16 protein-coding genes are annotated in these 14,287 nt (G+C 69.0%); 5 read left to right on the top strand and 11 right to left on the bottom strand.

Annotated elements, in window-relative coordinates; genetic code table 11:
• Positions 1 to 621, bottom strand: a complete 621-nt coding sequence (locus LCL87_RS23760) for a response regulator transcription factor (protein WP_225023907.1) — start codon at positions 619 to 621, stop codon at positions 1 to 3.
• Positions 618 to 1,775 (bottom strand): sensor histidine kinase, encoded by a 1,158-nt coding sequence (locus LCL87_RS23765; protein WP_225023908.1) that lies wholly within the window; start codon positions 1,773 to 1,775, stop codon positions 618 to 620. The genes LCL87_RS23760 and LCL87_RS23765 overlap by 4 nt, the downstream gene beginning before the upstream one ends.
• Before the next feature lie 143 nt (positions 1,776 to 1,918).
• On the opposite strand from LCL87_RS23765, the gene LCL87_RS23770 reads away from it, so the two are divergent.
• Together LCL87_RS23770 and LCL87_RS23775 are read left to right on the top strand one after the other, a co-directional pair.
• Complete coding sequence (locus LCL87_RS23770) at positions 1,919 to 2,509, top strand: heme-binding protein (protein ID WP_225023909.1); 591 nt, start codon at positions 1,919 to 1,921, stop codon at positions 2,507 to 2,509.
• Positions 2,506 to 3,255, top strand: a complete 750-nt coding sequence (locus tag LCL87_RS23775) for an ankyrin repeat domain-containing protein (RefSeq protein WP_225023910.1) — start codon at positions 2,506 to 2,508, stop codon at positions 3,253 to 3,255. Before LCL87_RS23770 ends, LCL87_RS23775 begins: the two co-directional genes overlap by 4 nt.
• Before the next feature lie 7 nt (positions 3,256 to 3,262).
• Here LCL87_RS23775 and LCL87_RS23780 read toward each other — a convergent pair whose 3' ends face one another.
• The 9 genes from LCL87_RS23780 to LCL87_RS23820 form a co-directional block, all read right to left on the bottom strand.
• Positions 3,263 to 4,084 (bottom strand): hypothetical protein, encoded by an 822-nt coding sequence (locus LCL87_RS23780; protein ID WP_225023911.1) that lies wholly within the window; start codon positions 4,082 to 4,084, stop codon positions 3,263 to 3,265.
• Positions 4,085 to 4,119: 35 nt separating this feature from the next.
• A complete protein-coding gene (locus tag LCL87_RS23785; protein WP_225023912.1) occupies positions 4,120 to 5,538 on the bottom strand; it encodes an amidase in 1,419 nt (472 codons plus the stop codon).
• Positions 5,539 to 5,586: 48 nt separating this feature from the next.
• Positions 5,587 to 6,354 (bottom strand): TetR/AcrR family transcriptional regulator, encoded by a 768-nt coding sequence (locus LCL87_RS23790; RefSeq protein WP_225023913.1) that lies wholly within the window; start codon positions 6,352 to 6,354, stop codon positions 5,587 to 5,589.
• Between the two features lie 104 nt (positions 6,355 to 6,458).
• The gene (locus LCL87_RS23795; protein ID WP_225023914.1) at positions 6,459 to 6,674 is read right to left on the bottom strand and encodes a VOC family protein; all 216 of its coding nucleotides are present in this window, start codon (positions 6,672 to 6,674) and stop codon (positions 6,459 to 6,461) included.
• Between the two features lie 37 nt (positions 6,675 to 6,711).
• A complete protein-coding gene (locus tag LCL87_RS23800) occupies positions 6,712 to 7,548 on the bottom strand; it encodes an alpha/beta fold hydrolase (protein WP_225023915.1) in 837 nt (278 codons plus the stop codon).
• A gap of 260 nt (positions 7,549 to 7,808) precedes the next feature.
• Positions 7,809 to 8,294 (bottom strand): heme-binding beta-barrel domain-containing protein, encoded by a 486-nt coding sequence (locus tag LCL87_RS23805; RefSeq protein WP_225023916.1) that lies wholly within the window; start codon positions 8,292 to 8,294, stop codon positions 7,809 to 7,811.
• A 9-nt stretch (positions 8,295 to 8,303) separates the two neighbouring features.
• Positions 8,304 to 9,008, bottom strand: coding sequence for a TMEM165/GDT1 family protein (locus LCL87_RS23810; protein ID WP_225023917.1), 705 nt, complete (start codon positions 9,006 to 9,008; stop codon positions 8,304 to 8,306).
• Between the two features lie 269 nt (positions 9,009 to 9,277).
• Positions 9,278 to 9,805: a peptidase gene (locus LCL87_RS23815; protein ID WP_225023918.1), complete on the bottom strand. Its 528-nt coding sequence runs from the start codon at positions 9,803 to 9,805 to the stop codon at positions 9,278 to 9,280.
• 174 nt (positions 9,806 to 9,979) lie between these two features.
• Positions 9,980 to 10,840, bottom strand: a complete 861-nt coding sequence (locus tag LCL87_RS23820) for an SMP-30/gluconolactonase/LRE family protein (RefSeq protein ID WP_225023919.1) — start codon at positions 10,838 to 10,840, stop codon at positions 9,980 to 9,982.
• Positions 10,841 to 10,965: 125 nt separating this feature from the next.
• Here LCL87_RS23820 and LCL87_RS23825 point away from each other — a divergent pair, with 125 nt between their 5' ends.
• The 3 genes from LCL87_RS23825 to LCL87_RS23835 are packed head-to-tail and all read left to right on the top strand — an operon-like array spanning position 10,966 to position 14,221.
• Positions 10,966 to 11,829 carry a polyphosphate polymerase domain-containing protein gene (locus tag LCL87_RS23825; RefSeq protein WP_225023920.1) on the top strand — a complete coding sequence of 288 codons (864 nt, stop codon included), beginning with the start codon at positions 10,966 to 10,968 and terminating at the stop codon, positions 11,827 to 11,829.
• Positions 11,826 to 12,503, top strand: a complete 678-nt coding sequence (locus tag LCL87_RS23830; protein ID WP_225023921.1) for a DUF4956 domain-containing protein — start codon at positions 11,826 to 11,828, stop codon at positions 12,501 to 12,503. The genes LCL87_RS23825 and LCL87_RS23830 overlap by 4 nt, the downstream gene beginning before the upstream one ends.
• Positions 12,503 to 14,221 (top strand): CotH kinase family protein, encoded by a 1,719-nt coding sequence (locus LCL87_RS23835; protein ID WP_225023922.1) that lies wholly within the window; start codon positions 12,503 to 12,505, stop codon positions 14,219 to 14,221. The genes LCL87_RS23830 and LCL87_RS23835 overlap by 1 nt, the downstream gene beginning before the upstream one ends.
• Positions 14,222 to 14,287: the final 66 nt, after the last annotated feature.

Consider the following 14,287-nt stretch of genomic DNA (forward strand, 5'->3'; position numbering starts at 1 on the left):
TCAGCGAATCCCGTCCCGCCGCAGGGCGATCGAGACCGCGGCGGCCCGCGAGTCGACACCGAGCTTGGCGTAGATGTGTGCGAGATGGGTTTTCACCGTCGCCTCGCTGATGAACAAGCGTTTGCCGAGTTCCTTGTTCGTCAGCCCCTCGGCGAGCAGGCTCAGCAACTCCGCCTCCCGCGCCGTCAGGGCCTGATCGGGGCGTCGCATCCGGTCCAGCACCCGCGCCGCCACCGGCGGCGACAGCACGCTGCGTCCGGCGACCGCGTCTCGGATCGCGCCGAAGATGTCCCTCGGCGCAGAGTCCTTGAGGAGATAGCCGATCGCGCCGGCGTCGAGCGCGCGCACCACGTCGGCGTCGGTGTCGTAGGTGGTGAACACCAGCACCGGCTGATCGGGCCGCGCCGCGCGCAGCCGTCGGATCGCCTCCACGCCATCGATTCCCGCGCCGAGCGCCAGATCCATCATCACCACGTCGGGGGACCGGTCCGCGGCCATCGTGACGGCGTCCTCACCGGTGTCGGCCTCGCCGATCACCTCGAGGTCCGGCTGCGAATCCAGCAGGGCCCGCAGGCCGGCGCGCACCACGAGATGATCGTCGACCAGCAGCACCGAGATCACGACGCGCCCCCGACCGGAATCTGCGCTGCAACGACGGTGCCCTCACCGGGAGCACTCTCCACCGAGAACGTGCCGCCCAGCGCCTCGACGCGCTGGCGCATCGCGGGCAGCCCGAACCCGCTCGTCTCGCCCACCACGAACCCGGCGCCGTCGTCGAACACGTCCAGGGCGACGGCGTCGGGCAGATACGTCAGGGTCACCCCCACAGTGTGCGCGTTCGCGTGCCGCCGGATGTTCGACGCCGCGCTCTGCACGATCCGCAGCAGCGCGTGCTCGACGTCCGACGGCAGCCCCACCGGCTCGCCGATCACCCGCAGCTGCGCCGACGGCACGTACCCGCGGACGGCCGCCAGCAGCGCGGCGTCGAGCGTCTGCGTCTCGAGGTCGGGGGAGCTCAGGTAGTGGACGAGGTTGCGGGTCTCGGCGAGGTTCTCGCGCAGCGAGCGGGTGGCCACCCGAACCTCGTCGCGGGCCCGCGCACCGGGCTGGTCCCACACCTCGTCGGCCGCCTCGAGGTGCAGCAGCGCGCTGGTGAGACCCTGGGTGACGGTGTCGTGGATCTCCCGCGCGAGACGCTCCCGCTCGGACAGCACGCCGGCCTCCCGCTCGGTCTCGGCGAGCCGCGACTTGGCGTCGACGAGTTCGCCGAGGAGGCGTTCACGCTCGGCGCTGTCCCGCTCCACCTGCCCGTACGCGAGCACGATCAGCCCGCCGGTGCACAGCGGCGCCAGCAGCACGGCCCACTCGGTGCGGCCGCTGAACGACGCGAACTCGATGCCCGCGAACACCGCGAGCGCCGCGACGATCAGGTATGCCGCCCAGCGCGGGAACGCGCGGGTGCACAGGAAGAAGATGGGGAACGCCGTCCACGCGAAGCTCGGCGCCAGCCACACCAGCGCCACCCACGACGTCAGCACCGGCCACACCCACGGCTGCCACGCGCCGCCGCGCCGGGACAGCGCCACGATCACCGCGTACATCGCGGCGAGCATCACGATCAGCCCGGCGACGACGAGCCACCGTCCGCTCACCCCGTGATAGGTCAGGTAGCGGGCCGTCGACGCCGCGAGCAGCACGTAGAACGAGAGGTGGATCGCGACACCGAGCGGTCCGCGGAAGGCGGCGTTGTCCGCGTTTTCCCGGTTGCCCTGCATCGGGCCGATCCTACGGACGCCGCGGGGGCCCGGGATCGGCCATTCGGATGATCCGACGGTGGCCGCGCGGCCGATGCCGCGAACCCGGCGTCGGGGCGAGGGTGGAATCACTCGATTCCCCCCCCCCGTTCGAAAGGCCCCCGATGAACCTCTCCCGCCGCCTGCCCCGCGCCCTCGCGATCACCGTCCCCGCCGTCGCCCTGCTCGCCGCGACCGCGTGCGGCTCCACCGAGGACGCGGCCGCCGCGCCGTCCGCCACCGAGGTCACCCCGGTCGCGCTGTCGTCGCAGAAGCCCGGCGACGCCGAGAAGGGCACCGTCGCCGCCAACCGCCTGTCCGTCGCCACCGCCGGCCGGGCCGCACAAGCCGCGCTCGCCAAGTGCCAGGCCGACGGCCTGGGCTTCGTCACCGTCTCGGTGGTCGACCGCTTCGGCAACGTGCAGGCGCTGCTGCGCGGCGACAACGCGGCCGAGCACACCGTCGAGGCGTCCCGCGCCAAGGGCTACACGGCCGCCGCGTTCGGCGCGAACACCAGTGATCTCGCCGGCCGCGTGAAGGGCGACGGCCCGACGATCGCCGACCTGCCCGGGACGCTGTTCCTTCCCGGCGGCGTGAGCGTCAAGTCCGGCAACGCGTCGATCGCCGGCATCGGTGTGGGCGGCGCGCCCGACGGCAACGCCGATCAGGCTTGCGCCGCAGCAGGTCTCGCGGAGATCGCCGGAAGCCTGCAGTGAGGACCGCCGTTCTGGTGGCCGCCGTCGCGCTGACGGCGGCCGCCTGCGGCAGCGCCGACGTCGTCGCGACGCCGCCCGCACCGGACACGTCCGCCGTCGCCGTCCGCGCGGACGTCACGCCGACACAGTCGCCGATGCCCACGCCGACCCCGGAACTCGAGCGGCAGCTGTTCGACGCAGCCCGTGCGAACGACGTGGCCGGAGTGCGCGCCGCCCTGGACCGCGGCGCCGACCTCGAGGCCCGGGGCGACGGCGGCCGCACTGCGCTCGTCGCAGCGACCAAGGCGAACGCGGTCGCCGCCGCTACGGCACTGATCGATGCCGGCGCGGACGTCAATGCCGCGGATGACATGCAGGACTCGGCTTTTCTGTATGCCGGTGCCGAGGGCCTGAACGACATCCTGCTCGCCACCCTCGATCATGGCGCGGATGTGCTTTCCACCAACAGGTTCGGCGGCACCGCCCTGATCCCGGCCTCCGAGCACGGGCACGTGGAGACGGTCCGGATCCTGATTCGGGCGGGGGTACCGGTCGATCACGTCAACGACCCCGGCTGGACCGCGCTGCTCGAGGCGGTTGTCTACGGCGACGGCTCGGCACGCTACGTCGACACCGTGACGCAGTTGCTCGACGCCGGTGCCGACTCGATGATCCGCGATGCGCGAGGACTCACGGCGCTGCAGAACGCGCACAACCGCGGTCAACGTGACATCGCAGTCCTCCTGGCCGCGGCCGACGGGCACTGACAGACCGTCAGGCGTCGGGGCGGGCGACGAGGTCGGCGATCCGCGCGAACGGTCCGGGCCCGCCGACCCTCACGACCGTCAGTGCCCCTGACGCCTCTACGAGGTCCTCCGGCAGTGTCGTGGGCTCGAGGATCATCAGCGTCCGCAGGGTCGGAAATGCGAGGTCCTCGGGGGTGAGCCGCGTCTGCTCGTCGACGACGAGTACCCGTGCCGGTCCCGACGACTGTGCGTCGGGACGTGCCGTGTTCGCCAGCGTGGTGCTCAGGTCGCCGGACAGCGCTGCGTACGACACCGCGCCGCGGTAACCGGACAGGGTGAGTCCCTCGTCGGCGAGCAACCGGCGCAACCGCAGCATCGGGATCGCGATGACGACGGTGGGCCCGCCGGCCGACGCCACGGTGAGCGGTTCGGGGGCGTCGTCACCCCCGAGTACCCCGGTGCCGAGTTCCTCCGCCGCGATCGCCCAGTACGAGCCCTCGGCGGTCAGCTCTGCGGACACCGTGCGGACGGAATCCAGCAGGGTCTGCTCGATACGTCGCAGTGAGCGGTCTCCGGCCCCGCGGGTGTCCTGGAGCGCCTTCGCGTACGCCGTCGCGAGCGCGCCGAACGCACGCAACGACGGCGCGACCAACTGGGCGGCGCCGGTTCGCAGATCCACCCAGTCGACACGCCCGGTCCGCCGGTCGACCCGTAGTTCCGACAGTTCGTCGTCGCGGGCGATCACGGCCGCACCGACACCGGCGAACGGCGGGCTCGACCACTGTCCCGGGTAGGGGACCGCGCGCACCTCTGCGGTCAGGTGCGTGGCGATGTCGGCGTCGTCGATCATCCACGAAATGCTATTCGTCTCGGAGGATTCGGCCTTCAGGCCGGATCCTGGATCCGCGCCCAGGGCTTGGCGGCCTCGAGCTCGTAGGCGAGTTCGAGTAGGGTGCGCTCGTCGCCGTGGTTCGCCGAGAAGTGCGACGCCAGCGGCAGGCCCGTCGAGGTCTGGTGCAGCGGGAGGGAGATTGCCGGCCCGCCCGTGGCGTTGTTGAGCGGCGTGAAGGCCGCGTAGTTCACCAGGCGTTCGAGGAGGGCATCGAAATCCTGTGCGGGGGACAGGTAGCCGATCTTCGGGGTCGTGTGACTCACGACCGGCGAAAGGACGACGTCGTAGTTCCGGAACATCCGTGAGTAGGTGTGGGCGGTGCGTCGGAGCCGATAGAGCATGCGGGGCGTCTGCGCCAGGTGCTTGCGGTACAACGCGTCGAGTCCACGGCTGAGATTGTCGGTGCCGGTCCGGTCGAACGACGGTCCGAACATGCGCTTGCCGCCCGTGAGGACGGCGAAGGACAGGAAGCCCCAGTAGAGCCTGAAATCGTTCATGAACGTGGCATCGACCGGTAGCGTCGCCTCCTCCACATGGTGGCCGAGCGAGTCGAGCAGATCCGCGGTGGCCTGCACCGACTTCCGGGTCTCGTCGTCGGTGGGCACACCGGTGACGGAGTCGACGATCACCCCGATCCGCAGGCGCGCCGACCCCGGGCCCTCGACGAGCCGAATCGGCGGCTGCTTCGGGTTGCGGTAGTAGCGTTCGGCGGCCGCGTAGAACCGGGCGGAGTCGCGGACCGACCGGGTGACGACGCCCTGGGAGATGATGCGGATCGGCATCGTCTTGTCGGTCGCATCGGCCACGGTGCGGCCCCGCGTCGGCTTGAGTCCGACGAGTCCACAAGCGGCAGCGGGGATTCGGATGGATCCGCCGCCGTCGTTGGCGTGCGCGAAGGGCAGCGCGCCTGCCGCCACCAGCGCCGCGGAGCCTCCCGACGACGCTCCCGCGGAGTACTCCGGGTTCCACGGATTGCGCACCGGGTCGGCGTGTTCGTACTCGGTGGACGCGCTGAAGCCGAACTCCGGCAGTCGACTCTTGCCGATCGAGACGGCGCCGGTGGACAGGAACTGGTCGACGAAGTCGCTGTTGCGGCGGGCCGGAGTCGGGGTGAACGCGGCGCTGCCCTGCCCCGTCGGCAGTCCGGCAACGTCCACGTTGTCCTTGACGATCGTGGGGACGCCGGCGAAGACGCCGGTGCGAGGACTGCCGGCCTGCCGAAGCGCCCGCTCGTAGTCGGCGAACTGGACGCCGTTCAGCGGACCCTGCACCAGTTCGGCGCGCTCGATCGAGGCCTCGACCACTTCGCGTGAGGACACCTCACCCGACGCGATCCGTGCCGCGACACCGGTCGCGTCGAGATCGCCGAGGGCGTCGTCACGAAAGCTGTGGACACGCGGATCGCCGGTCATGTCCCGGAGTGTAGGACGAGACGGCGCCCGGGGGAACAGAGCGCGAGCTCAGCGCGCGTCGGGACGATCGGCGATGGCGGCGCGGATCGCCTGCATCTCCGAGCGCAGCGAATCCAGTTCGGAGCGGATGTCCTGCACGTCGTCGGGCACGTCCGGCGGCGTCGGTTCGGCCGCTACGGTCCGCTTGGTGGCGCGTCGCCGCTTGGGGGCGGGTGGAGGTGTGGTGGATCCCGACGGCGGCGGCACGAAGCCGTTGAGGAACACCGTCGTGAGCATGTCGGTGAGGGTGTCGATGTCCTGTCCGAGGGTGTTGCGGTGCCAGCGCACCGACATGAACACACACTCGCGCATCATCCGCTGGAACTCGAAGATGTCTATGCCCGAATTGAACTCGCCGTCCCGGACGCCCTCCTCGACCACGCTGTACCAGGCGTCGTGCGAGGCCTCGACGGCGTCGGCGATCTCCGGGTACCCGGGCAGGGAACCGAGGTTCGCGAAATCGTTCTGGTAGATCTCCGTCGCGTACGGGTGGGTATTCGCGACCTCGAGCGAGACACGGACGATACGGACGAGCCGGGTCCGCGCGGTCTCCGGTTCGGTGACGACCGCGCGGTACCGCTCCACCAGATCCGTCAGGAAGCTGACCAGGATCTCCGAGACGATGGCGTCCTTGGACTTGAAGTAGTGGTACAGCGTCCCCGAGTTCAGGCCCACGGCCTCGCCGATCTCACGGATCGTCGTCGCCGCGATGCCGCGATCGGAGAACAACCGCGCCGATTCGGCCAGGATGACCTCGCGCCGACCCGCTGACGCCACGCTCACTCCTCAATGTCCAGGTACTCGGTTCGACCGGGTACCACCGAAGGCTAGCAGCGGTGGACCGGCCGACTGATCGACGAAGCGCTTGCTCGGCAGTGGCCTCAGCGGGGGAGACCCTTCGTGCCGGCCGGTGGAGGCGTGTACTTGTGCCCCCACACCGCGCCCTCGGTGATCCGGTAGGTGGGTGCCGGACCTTCGATCCGCTCACCGCCCCAACCGATCTCGGTGGCGTGACCGTCGGGGGAGTGGGCGTCGAAGGACAGTATCCGGTCGCCGGCGGCGAGGGCCGAGTCGATGGCTTCGTGCTGAAACTTCATGGTACGTAGCACCTGTCGTCGGCGTGGAGCGGGAGTCCTAGCGGGTGAGGAAGTCCGTGACGAGCGACTCGAAGTCGTGCTTGCGCTCGACCTGGGCCCAGTGCCCGCACTCGCCGAGGATGTGCAGGTCGGCCTTGGGCATCCGACGCAGCGCGAACAGGGCGCCGTCCGGCGGCAGCATCCGGTCGTCACGACCCCACGTGACCAGCGTCTTGTGCGGGATCTCGTCGGTGCGCGCCCACAGCGGCGCCTTGCCGGGCAGGCCCAGCGACGCCATCACCGCGCGCATGCGCTCGATCGCCCGCGGCGCGGTGGCGTTGGTCCAGCGCTCGTCGAGCAGTTGCGGCGTGATGGTCGCCGGGTCGTAGACCATCGAGTCGACCCACGCCTCGAGGGCCTCGCGGGTTGGGTCCACCAGGAAGGCGTTGAGGCGGCGCGCACCCTCGCTCATCATCGGCCCCAACAGTGGTGCATACAGGCCGCCGGGACCCATCAGCGCCATCCGCTCGACCCGTTCCGGCGCCAGGGCGGCCGTCTCGAGGGCGACCCAGCCACCCATCGAATTGCCCAGCAGGTGCGTCTTCTCGATGCCGAGGTCGTCGAGCAGCCTGACGATCGTCTCCGCAGCGATCTCGGGGTACGGCCGGTCGTACGCCATGTCCGGGCTCGCGCCGAACCCCGGCATGTCGACGACGATGGTGCGGAAATTGCGGGCGAAGACCGGCAGGTTCTTCGAGAAGTTCGACCATCCGGACACGCCCGGCCCGGACCCGTGCAGCAGCACGAGCGGGTGGCCCTCGCCGGCCTCGTGGAAGTGCAGTTTGTCCGTCGCGGACGGCCCGCGGGTGGTGTCGGTGTAGTCGAGGCTCGCCATGCTGGTCCTGTCTCCCGGGCGCGGGCCCACGCCCGCCGTGCAGAATCGGAATCATTGAGCCCGAACGAGACTCGGAGCATCTCCGTGCGGGTGTTGGGGTTGGAGCCTACGGCCGTTCTCGATACCAATCAAGCGATTGAGTGATGTTCGTGTCGAGATTCCCGGTGGACGGGACGGGCGGAGGCGCCACGACTACCGGCGACGCCGACGTCCCCGGCGGGTGGGAACCGCCGAGGACGCGGCCGAAGCTCGGCGAATCCTCAGGCGGCGCGGCGCAGCTCCGCGCGCAGGTGATGCGTCATCGGCACGTCGTCGAACGCCATCCACATGTCGTAGGCGAGCACGGCCCCGTCCTCGAGCAGCTCGAAACGACGCCGGATCTCGTGGACCGGCTTGGCGTCCGGGGAAGCCTCGAGCGCGTGCGACGCGAAGTCGAGGACGCCGTCGGACAGCGTGGCGCGGTGGATCTCGACGAATCCGGTGGGCTGTGCCACCAGGAGTTCGACGGCGTCGCCGGCGGGACGCAGGTACCCGGTCTCGGTGTGCATCGGCATGCCGCCACCGGGCTTACGGGTGCGGGACCGATAGAACAGGAACGGCTTTCCGCTCGGGGAGAGTTCGATCTCCTCGTCGTAGGCGAAGTCGTCGATCGTGGGGTAGTGGCCGGAGCCGCCGCCTACCCAGTGTCCGGCGAACGCGGCGAGATCGCCGAGGGGTGCGAGCAGCTCGGGCTGCGTCTGGTCCATTCGGTCAGTCTAGGAAGTGCGCGACGGGTCGGACTGATCGACGGGCTCGATCGCGGTGCGGTTCTTGGTCACGCGCCGGACGCCGGCGCCCACCGCAGCGACCGCCACCACCGCGCCCGCGGTGATCGGGCCGGCCGGGCTCTCCGGGAAGAGTCCTTCGAGGACGAGCCACGCGCCGAAGGCGAAGAACAGCACCGCGGCGCCGATCCGGACGACGGCCTCCGGCAGGTGCTTGCCGAGCACTGCGCCGACGACGATCGCGAGGGCATCGGCCGCCACCATGCCGACGGTGGAGCCGATCCACACGCCCACCCAGTCGTTGTCGGCCGCGAGGGTGACGGTCGCGAGCATCGTCTTGTCGCCGAGCTCGGCCAGGAAGAATGCCGACGCGACCGCCAGGAAGGCCGATCCGGTGACCTTGCGGGCCTTGTTCTCCTCCTCGTCGGACAGACTGTCGCCGCGCAGCGTCCACAGGCCGAAGGCCACGAAGGCGATGCCGCCGACGATCGAGATGGCGGTGGTGGGCAGTGCCGCACCGAGGAAATGGCCGACGCCGACGGAGACCAGGTGCACGACGGTGGTGGCGACGGTGATGCCGGCGATCACCACCCACCAGCGGTAGCGCAGGGCGAACGTCATCGCCATGAGCTGGGACTTGTCGCCCAGTTCGGCGACGAAGATGACACCGAAACTCAACAGCATTGCGGCCAGCACGTGGATCCTCCTCCGGATTTCTCGTTCTCGGAGGATGTCGGGAAACCTTCCTCCGGCCCCGAACGCGGTGCGCTCGCAGGCCGAAGGTCTCGCCCACCGGTGCAGAAACCGGTTCGCTGAGCCGGGCGGGCACTCGAGGTGCCGGCCAGTATGTCGACTCAGCGATTGGGGGCTACTCCCCTTCGCTGAGGCAACGATAACCCCGGATCAGCGAAAGCGCAAAGGCTGCAATAAGTTTGGAGTCCCGAACTTTTCTCTTTCGGTGACTGTCACGCCGCGAGCAGCATTGCCAGAATCGCGGTGTCGGGATCACTGATCGGATCGATTCCCACCCGCGAAATCATCGATGTGACAGTGCCGTCCGCCTCCGCCTCGACCCACGAAGCCCGATGCTCGAGCCCCAGGTGCGGCAGTCCGGGCAACAGCAGGCACCCCGACGCCGCCCCCGCGCACTCCGGCAACGACGGGACCGTCTCGGCCGGCGGGTGCAGCATCATCAGGGCGGGCGGTTGGTGTTCGGCGAAGCGGCCCGGCGACACCGCGGACTCGCCGAGGACCGGACCCTCCGCGATGATCAAACCGACCGTTCCCGGCGCGGGATCGTCCGGGAGTTCCTCGCGGGCGCCGAACACCGTGGACGTGGGCAGCAGGCCCGGTAGCGATGCGATCCGCACCGCGAGGGCCAGCAACTGTGCCCATTCCCGCGTGGTGTCCGGCCAGCGGCCGGAGATCACGAATCCGCGCAGGTCCCCCGAGGCGTGGAACGGCGCGATTCCGACGAAATCGTTCTCGTTCATCTCGGCCTCGATTCTCCCGGCGTGGTGTCGTCGACGACGGGAGCGCCGAGCGGACCCGATGGTCGGGCCCGCCCGGCGCGCGTCGTTCACACCTCGTTGGGTCCTACGAGCATGCGCCGCTGTCCCACTGGCACACAAGGGGTCTCGAGTGCCAGCAGCCGGGGCGCGAGAGTGTCAGAACCCGGCGCCCGGCACCGCGACCCGTATGCGTCGGATCGCGCCGCCGCCGAGTCGGATTGCGTCCTCGGGAACCCAGGTGTCGGCGGTGCAGACGAACAGATCACGGCCGTCGGCGCCACCGAGAGCCACCGCGTACGGGTGGGGAACGGAGATGCGATCGAGCATTGCGCCGTCCGCGCTGACCCGGATCACCTCCTCGCTGAACGGCGACGCCACCCAGACGGACCCCTCGGCGTCGAGTGCGATGCCGTCCGGCATGACCCGGGGATCGCCGAACTCGATCAGTGCGCGGCGGTTCACGAGGCTGCCGTCGGTCTCGATCGTGAAGGCGGACAGGCGTGTCGGCGTCGCGCGGGTCTCGGCGACGATCAGTGTCGACCCGTCCGGGGTGATCGCCATGCCGTTCGCGAACAGCATCTCGGTTGCCACGACATGCGCGGTGCCGTCGGCCTCGACCATCGCCAGATCGGCGGGGAACGGCGGCTCCGGGGGTGCGCTGGCATCGCCGTAGTTGCCGATGTACGCGCGGCCGCTGCCGTCCACCACCAAGTCGTTGAGGTGCCAGGTGGCGATGCCGCGCAAGTCCGCGTGCGGACTCAGGGTCCCGTCACCGCGGAGTCGGTAGATCCTGCGCTCCTCCACAGATGCGACGACGAGGTCGCCATCGGGCAGGAATCCCAAGCCCGCCGGCTGTCCCGGCACCTCGACGACGCGTTCGAGATCGCCGGTCGTGGGGTCCAGGCGCAGCACCACCCCCCGGTAGATGTCGGAGAACCACAGTCGCCCGTCCCGCCACCGCGGACATTCGGGAAAGGCCAGGCCAGTGGCGATGGTGTCGATTGTGATGTCCGTCATAGCGGTCACTGTACCCAGTGAGCGCTTGTTCGACGAGACGGAGCAACCTCCCAGGTTCACCCCAGGTTTACTCGAGGTTTACCCATTGAACTGGTGCAGACTCCGAGAGAAAGGCTGCACCGACCATGTCACCATCCGGGTCGCGCGGAACCGACGCGCCCTCCGGCTACTTGCAGACAGCCAGCTCGCTGCACGCGTTCAACCGCTACGAGATCAAGTACCTGGCGGAGGAACGGGACGTGCCGCGACTGCGGGAGGCGCTCGCCGCCCACATGGCGTCCGACGAGTTCAGCCCCGTAGGCGGTTACCCCGTCACCAGCCTCTACTACGACACCCGGAACCTGCGGTTCTACTGGGAGAAGATCGAGGGGTTGCGCTTCCGGCGCAAGCTGCGCGTGCGGCTCTACGGCCGTCCGTCCGAGGCCACGGACGAGACCCCGGTGTTCGTCGAGATCAAGCAGCGGGTCAACCGGGTGACGCAGAAGCGCCGGATTCGGGTGCCCTACGCGCAGGCCCGGCTCCTGTGCGACGAGCGGCGGCCGATCGAGCACGACGACCGCCAGCGCGCCTTCGTCAACGAAGTGTCCACTCTGGTCGGCAATCTCGAACTGGTGCCGACGGTCACCACCGGGTACCTGCGGGAAGCCTTCGTCGGCACGGAGGCCGACCTGGGCCTGCGGGTGACGATCGACCATCGGGTGCACGGCCGCGACCGGGACTTCGACTTCGCGTCGAAGTCGGAGAACCGCTTCATCATTCCGCCGCACCTGTGCATCGTCGAGATCAAGGCCAACGAACGCGTGCCGTACTGGGTCACCGACCTCACCGCGCGGCTCGACATGTCGGTGGTGCGCATCTCCAAGTACTGCCAGAGCGTCGAGGCCTTCGGCATGGCGCCGCGATCGCGCATGCACGGCCTCCCCGAAAACCTCACCACCACACCCGCTGACGTGTTCGACGATCAGCTCGCACCGACAGGAACACGATGAACTTCGACCTGCAGGACCTCAGTGGCACGTTCTCGACCTTCGACATCATCATCTCGCTGTCGTTGTCGTTCGTGCTGTCCGCGATCATCGGCTGGGTCTACCGGCTGACCCACAAGAACGTCTCGTACAGCCAGTCCTACGTGCAGACCCTGGTGATGGTCGGCATGGTCATCAGCCTCATCATGCTGGTGGTCGGGTCGAACATCGCCCGGGCCTTCGCGCTCGTCGGTGCGCTGTCGGTGGTGCGATTCCGCAACGCCATCAAGGAAACTCGCGACGTCGGTTTCATCTTCCTGGTGATGGCGATCGGCATGACGACGGGCACCAGGTTCTACGTCCTCGCGATCGCCGCGACCGTCGCCATCTGCCTCGTGCTGGTGCTGATGAGCCGGTTCAACTGGTTCAAGCTCGACGTCCAGCGTCAGGTCGTCAAGGTCCAGGTGCCGCCGGAGGCCGGCTACACCGCGGTGGTCGAGGACATCCTGGTCCAGTTCACCAAGGAGTTCGAGCTCGTCAGCACCGAATCCGTTCGCGCTGGCGCCCTGACCGAGCTGTACTACACCGCGCAGCTGAAGCCCGGGAAGAAGCCGTCCGAGCTGATCGCCGCGCTCAGCGAGGTCAACACCGGTCAGCGGGTGACGGTCCTGACCGGATACGACCAGACCGATATCTGATGACGGCCGAGACAGGTTCGGGCACCCACGGCCCGCCGCGGCGGCGACTGCGGCACCGCATTCCGGTGTCGCTGCGTCAGCACTGGCCGATCGTCGCAGTGTTCTGCGCGTTCGTCCTCGTCGCCGTGACGGTCTTCGGGTCGACCCGCGTGCGTCCGTACATCACCGGCGACGCGACCGTCATCGCGTCGGACATCACCGAGAACATCACCGGCACCGTCGATTTCTTCGACACCGACGAGGAACACTCGGTGAATCTCGAGTTCTCCCAAGCGGACTACGACCGGATGATCGCCGCGTACCGGGACGAGAGTGAGAAGGAGTGGATCACCGCCGATATCACCGTCGACGGCACGCTGATCACCGACGTCGGCGTGCGACTCAAGGGCAACTCCACGCTCATGGGTCTGCGCGGCGGGATCGGGGGACCCGGTGGCATGCAGATGCCGGAACTGCCTGAGGGCATGGAACTTCCGGAAGGAATGGGGGCTCCGGACGGAATGGGACTTCCCGAGGGGATGGAGATTCCGGAGGGGTTCGCCCCACCGGGCGGCGGCGGCCCCGGCGGCATGGTGTCGTTGTCCGCGGACGACCCGAGCTCGCTGCCGCTGCTGATCCGGTTCGACAAGTACGTCGAGGGCCGGGCGTACCAGGGCATGACCGAGTTGTCGGTGCGTCCGGGATCGCCGGTGCTGAACGAGGCGACGGCGCTGTCGCTCACCGCGGAGTCCGGGCAGGCAACGCAGCGCTACAGCTATGCGACCTACTCGGTGAACGGCGGTGCGACACAGACGCGTCTTCTGCTCGAGCACCCCGACGACGGCTATGCCAACTCGCTGTTCGAGAGCCCCGGTGTGCTGTACAAAGCCGACGCCAATTCGTCGTTCACGTATCAGGGCGACGACCAGACGACGTACGCCGACCAGTTCACGCAGGTGAACGGTCAAGGCTCCCAGGATCTGCAGCCGATCATCAGCTTCCTGAAGTGGATGGACGGCGCGAGCGACGACGAGTTCGCCGCGCACCTGGCCGATCACGTGGACGTCGAGTCGTTCGCCCGCTACGTCGCGACACAGAATCTGCTGGTCAACAGCGACGACATGGCGGGGCCCGGACGGAACTTCTACCTCTGGTACGACCTCGACTCGAAGAAGCTGTCGGTGGTCTCGTGGGATCTCAATCTCGCGCTGTCGTCGAACTCCACTGCCGGACCGCATGATTCGATCGGAATGGGTGGCATGGGTGGTATGGGCGGACCGCCCGGTGCCGCGACCGCGAATCCGACGACCACGGAGCCCACGACCGCGGACACCGCCGGTCAGGCGCCGCAGCGCGGGCCGAGGATGGGCGGGCAGCGGCAGGGGCAGGGGCAGGGCGCACCGGTGCAGCAGGGCGGAGCCCAGCCGCAGGGTGGAGCTACCCAGCCGGGTGCGCCGGCGATGGGCGGCGGGGGGATGCGCGGCGGAAATGCCTTGAAGGAGCGGTTCCTCGCGTCCGACGCGTTCACCGGCATCTACGAGAACGCCTACCGGGAGTTGTACGAGCAGCTGTTCGCGAGTGGCCGGGCGATCGAGATCCTCGACGAGATCGCCGAGTCCGTGCCCACCAGCGACGGACTCACCGCCGACGCACTCGCGGAGCAGGTCGAGACGTTGCGCACGCGACTGCAGGCCCGCACCGACGCCCTCGCCGACAACGAGGTCATCGCCTCGAAATGACCCCGCCGACTCCCGCGTTTTGCGCACTTATCGCGCTTCCGGACCCCGGAAACGCGCGATAAGTGC

This window comes from Prescottella equi (assembly GCF_020171745.1).
Lineage (GTDB): Bacteria > Actinomycetota > Actinomycetes > Mycobacteriales > Mycobacteriaceae > Prescottella > Prescottella equi_A.

What these genes read in the sequence shown, in the direction of transcription:
- LCL87_RS23765 (WP_225023908.1), bottom strand. Translation starts at nt 1,775, where the DNA reads ATGCAGGGCAACCGGGAAAACGCGGACAACGCCGCCTTCCGCGGACCG.
- LCL87_RS23770 (WP_225023909.1), top strand. Translation starts at nt 1,919, where the DNA reads ATGAACCTCTCCCGCCGCCTGCCCCGCGCCCTCGCGATCACCGTCCCC.
- LCL87_RS23780 (WP_225023911.1), bottom strand. Translation starts at nt 4,084, where the DNA reads ATGATCGACGACGCCGACATCGCCACGCACCTGACCGCAGAGGTGCGC.
- LCL87_RS23785 (WP_225023912.1), bottom strand. Translation starts at nt 5,538, where the DNA reads ATGACCGGCGATCCGCGTGTCCACAGCTTTCGTGACGACGCCCTCGGC.
- LCL87_RS23795 (WP_225023914.1), bottom strand. Translation starts at nt 6,674, where the DNA reads ATGAAGTTTCAGCACGAAGCCATCGACTCGGCCCTCGCCGCCGGCGAC.
- LCL87_RS23800 (WP_225023915.1), bottom strand. Translation starts at nt 7,548, where the DNA reads ATGGCGAGCCTCGACTACACCGACACCACCCGCGGGCCGTCCGCGACG.
- LCL87_RS23805 (WP_225023916.1), bottom strand. Translation starts at nt 8,294, where the DNA reads ATGGACCAGACGCAGCCCGAGCTGCTCGCACCCCTCGGCGATCTCGCC.
- LCL87_RS23815 (WP_225023918.1), bottom strand. Translation starts at nt 9,805, where the DNA reads ATGAACGAGAACGATTTCGTCGGAATCGCGCCGTTCCACGCCTCGGGG.
- LCL87_RS23820 (WP_225023919.1), bottom strand. Translation starts at nt 10,840, where the DNA reads ATGACGGACATCACAATCGACACCATCGCCACTGGCCTGGCCTTTCCC.
- LCL87_RS23825 (WP_225023920.1), top strand. Translation starts at nt 10,966, where the DNA reads ATGTCACCATCCGGGTCGCGCGGAACCGACGCGCCCTCCGGCTACTTG.
- LCL87_RS23830 (WP_225023921.1), top strand. Translation starts at nt 11,826, where the DNA reads ATGAACTTCGACCTGCAGGACCTCAGTGGCACGTTCTCGACCTTCGAC.
- LCL87_RS23835 (WP_225023922.1), top strand. Translation starts at nt 12,503, where the DNA reads ATGACGGCCGAGACAGGTTCGGGCACCCACGGCCCGCCGCGGCGGCGA.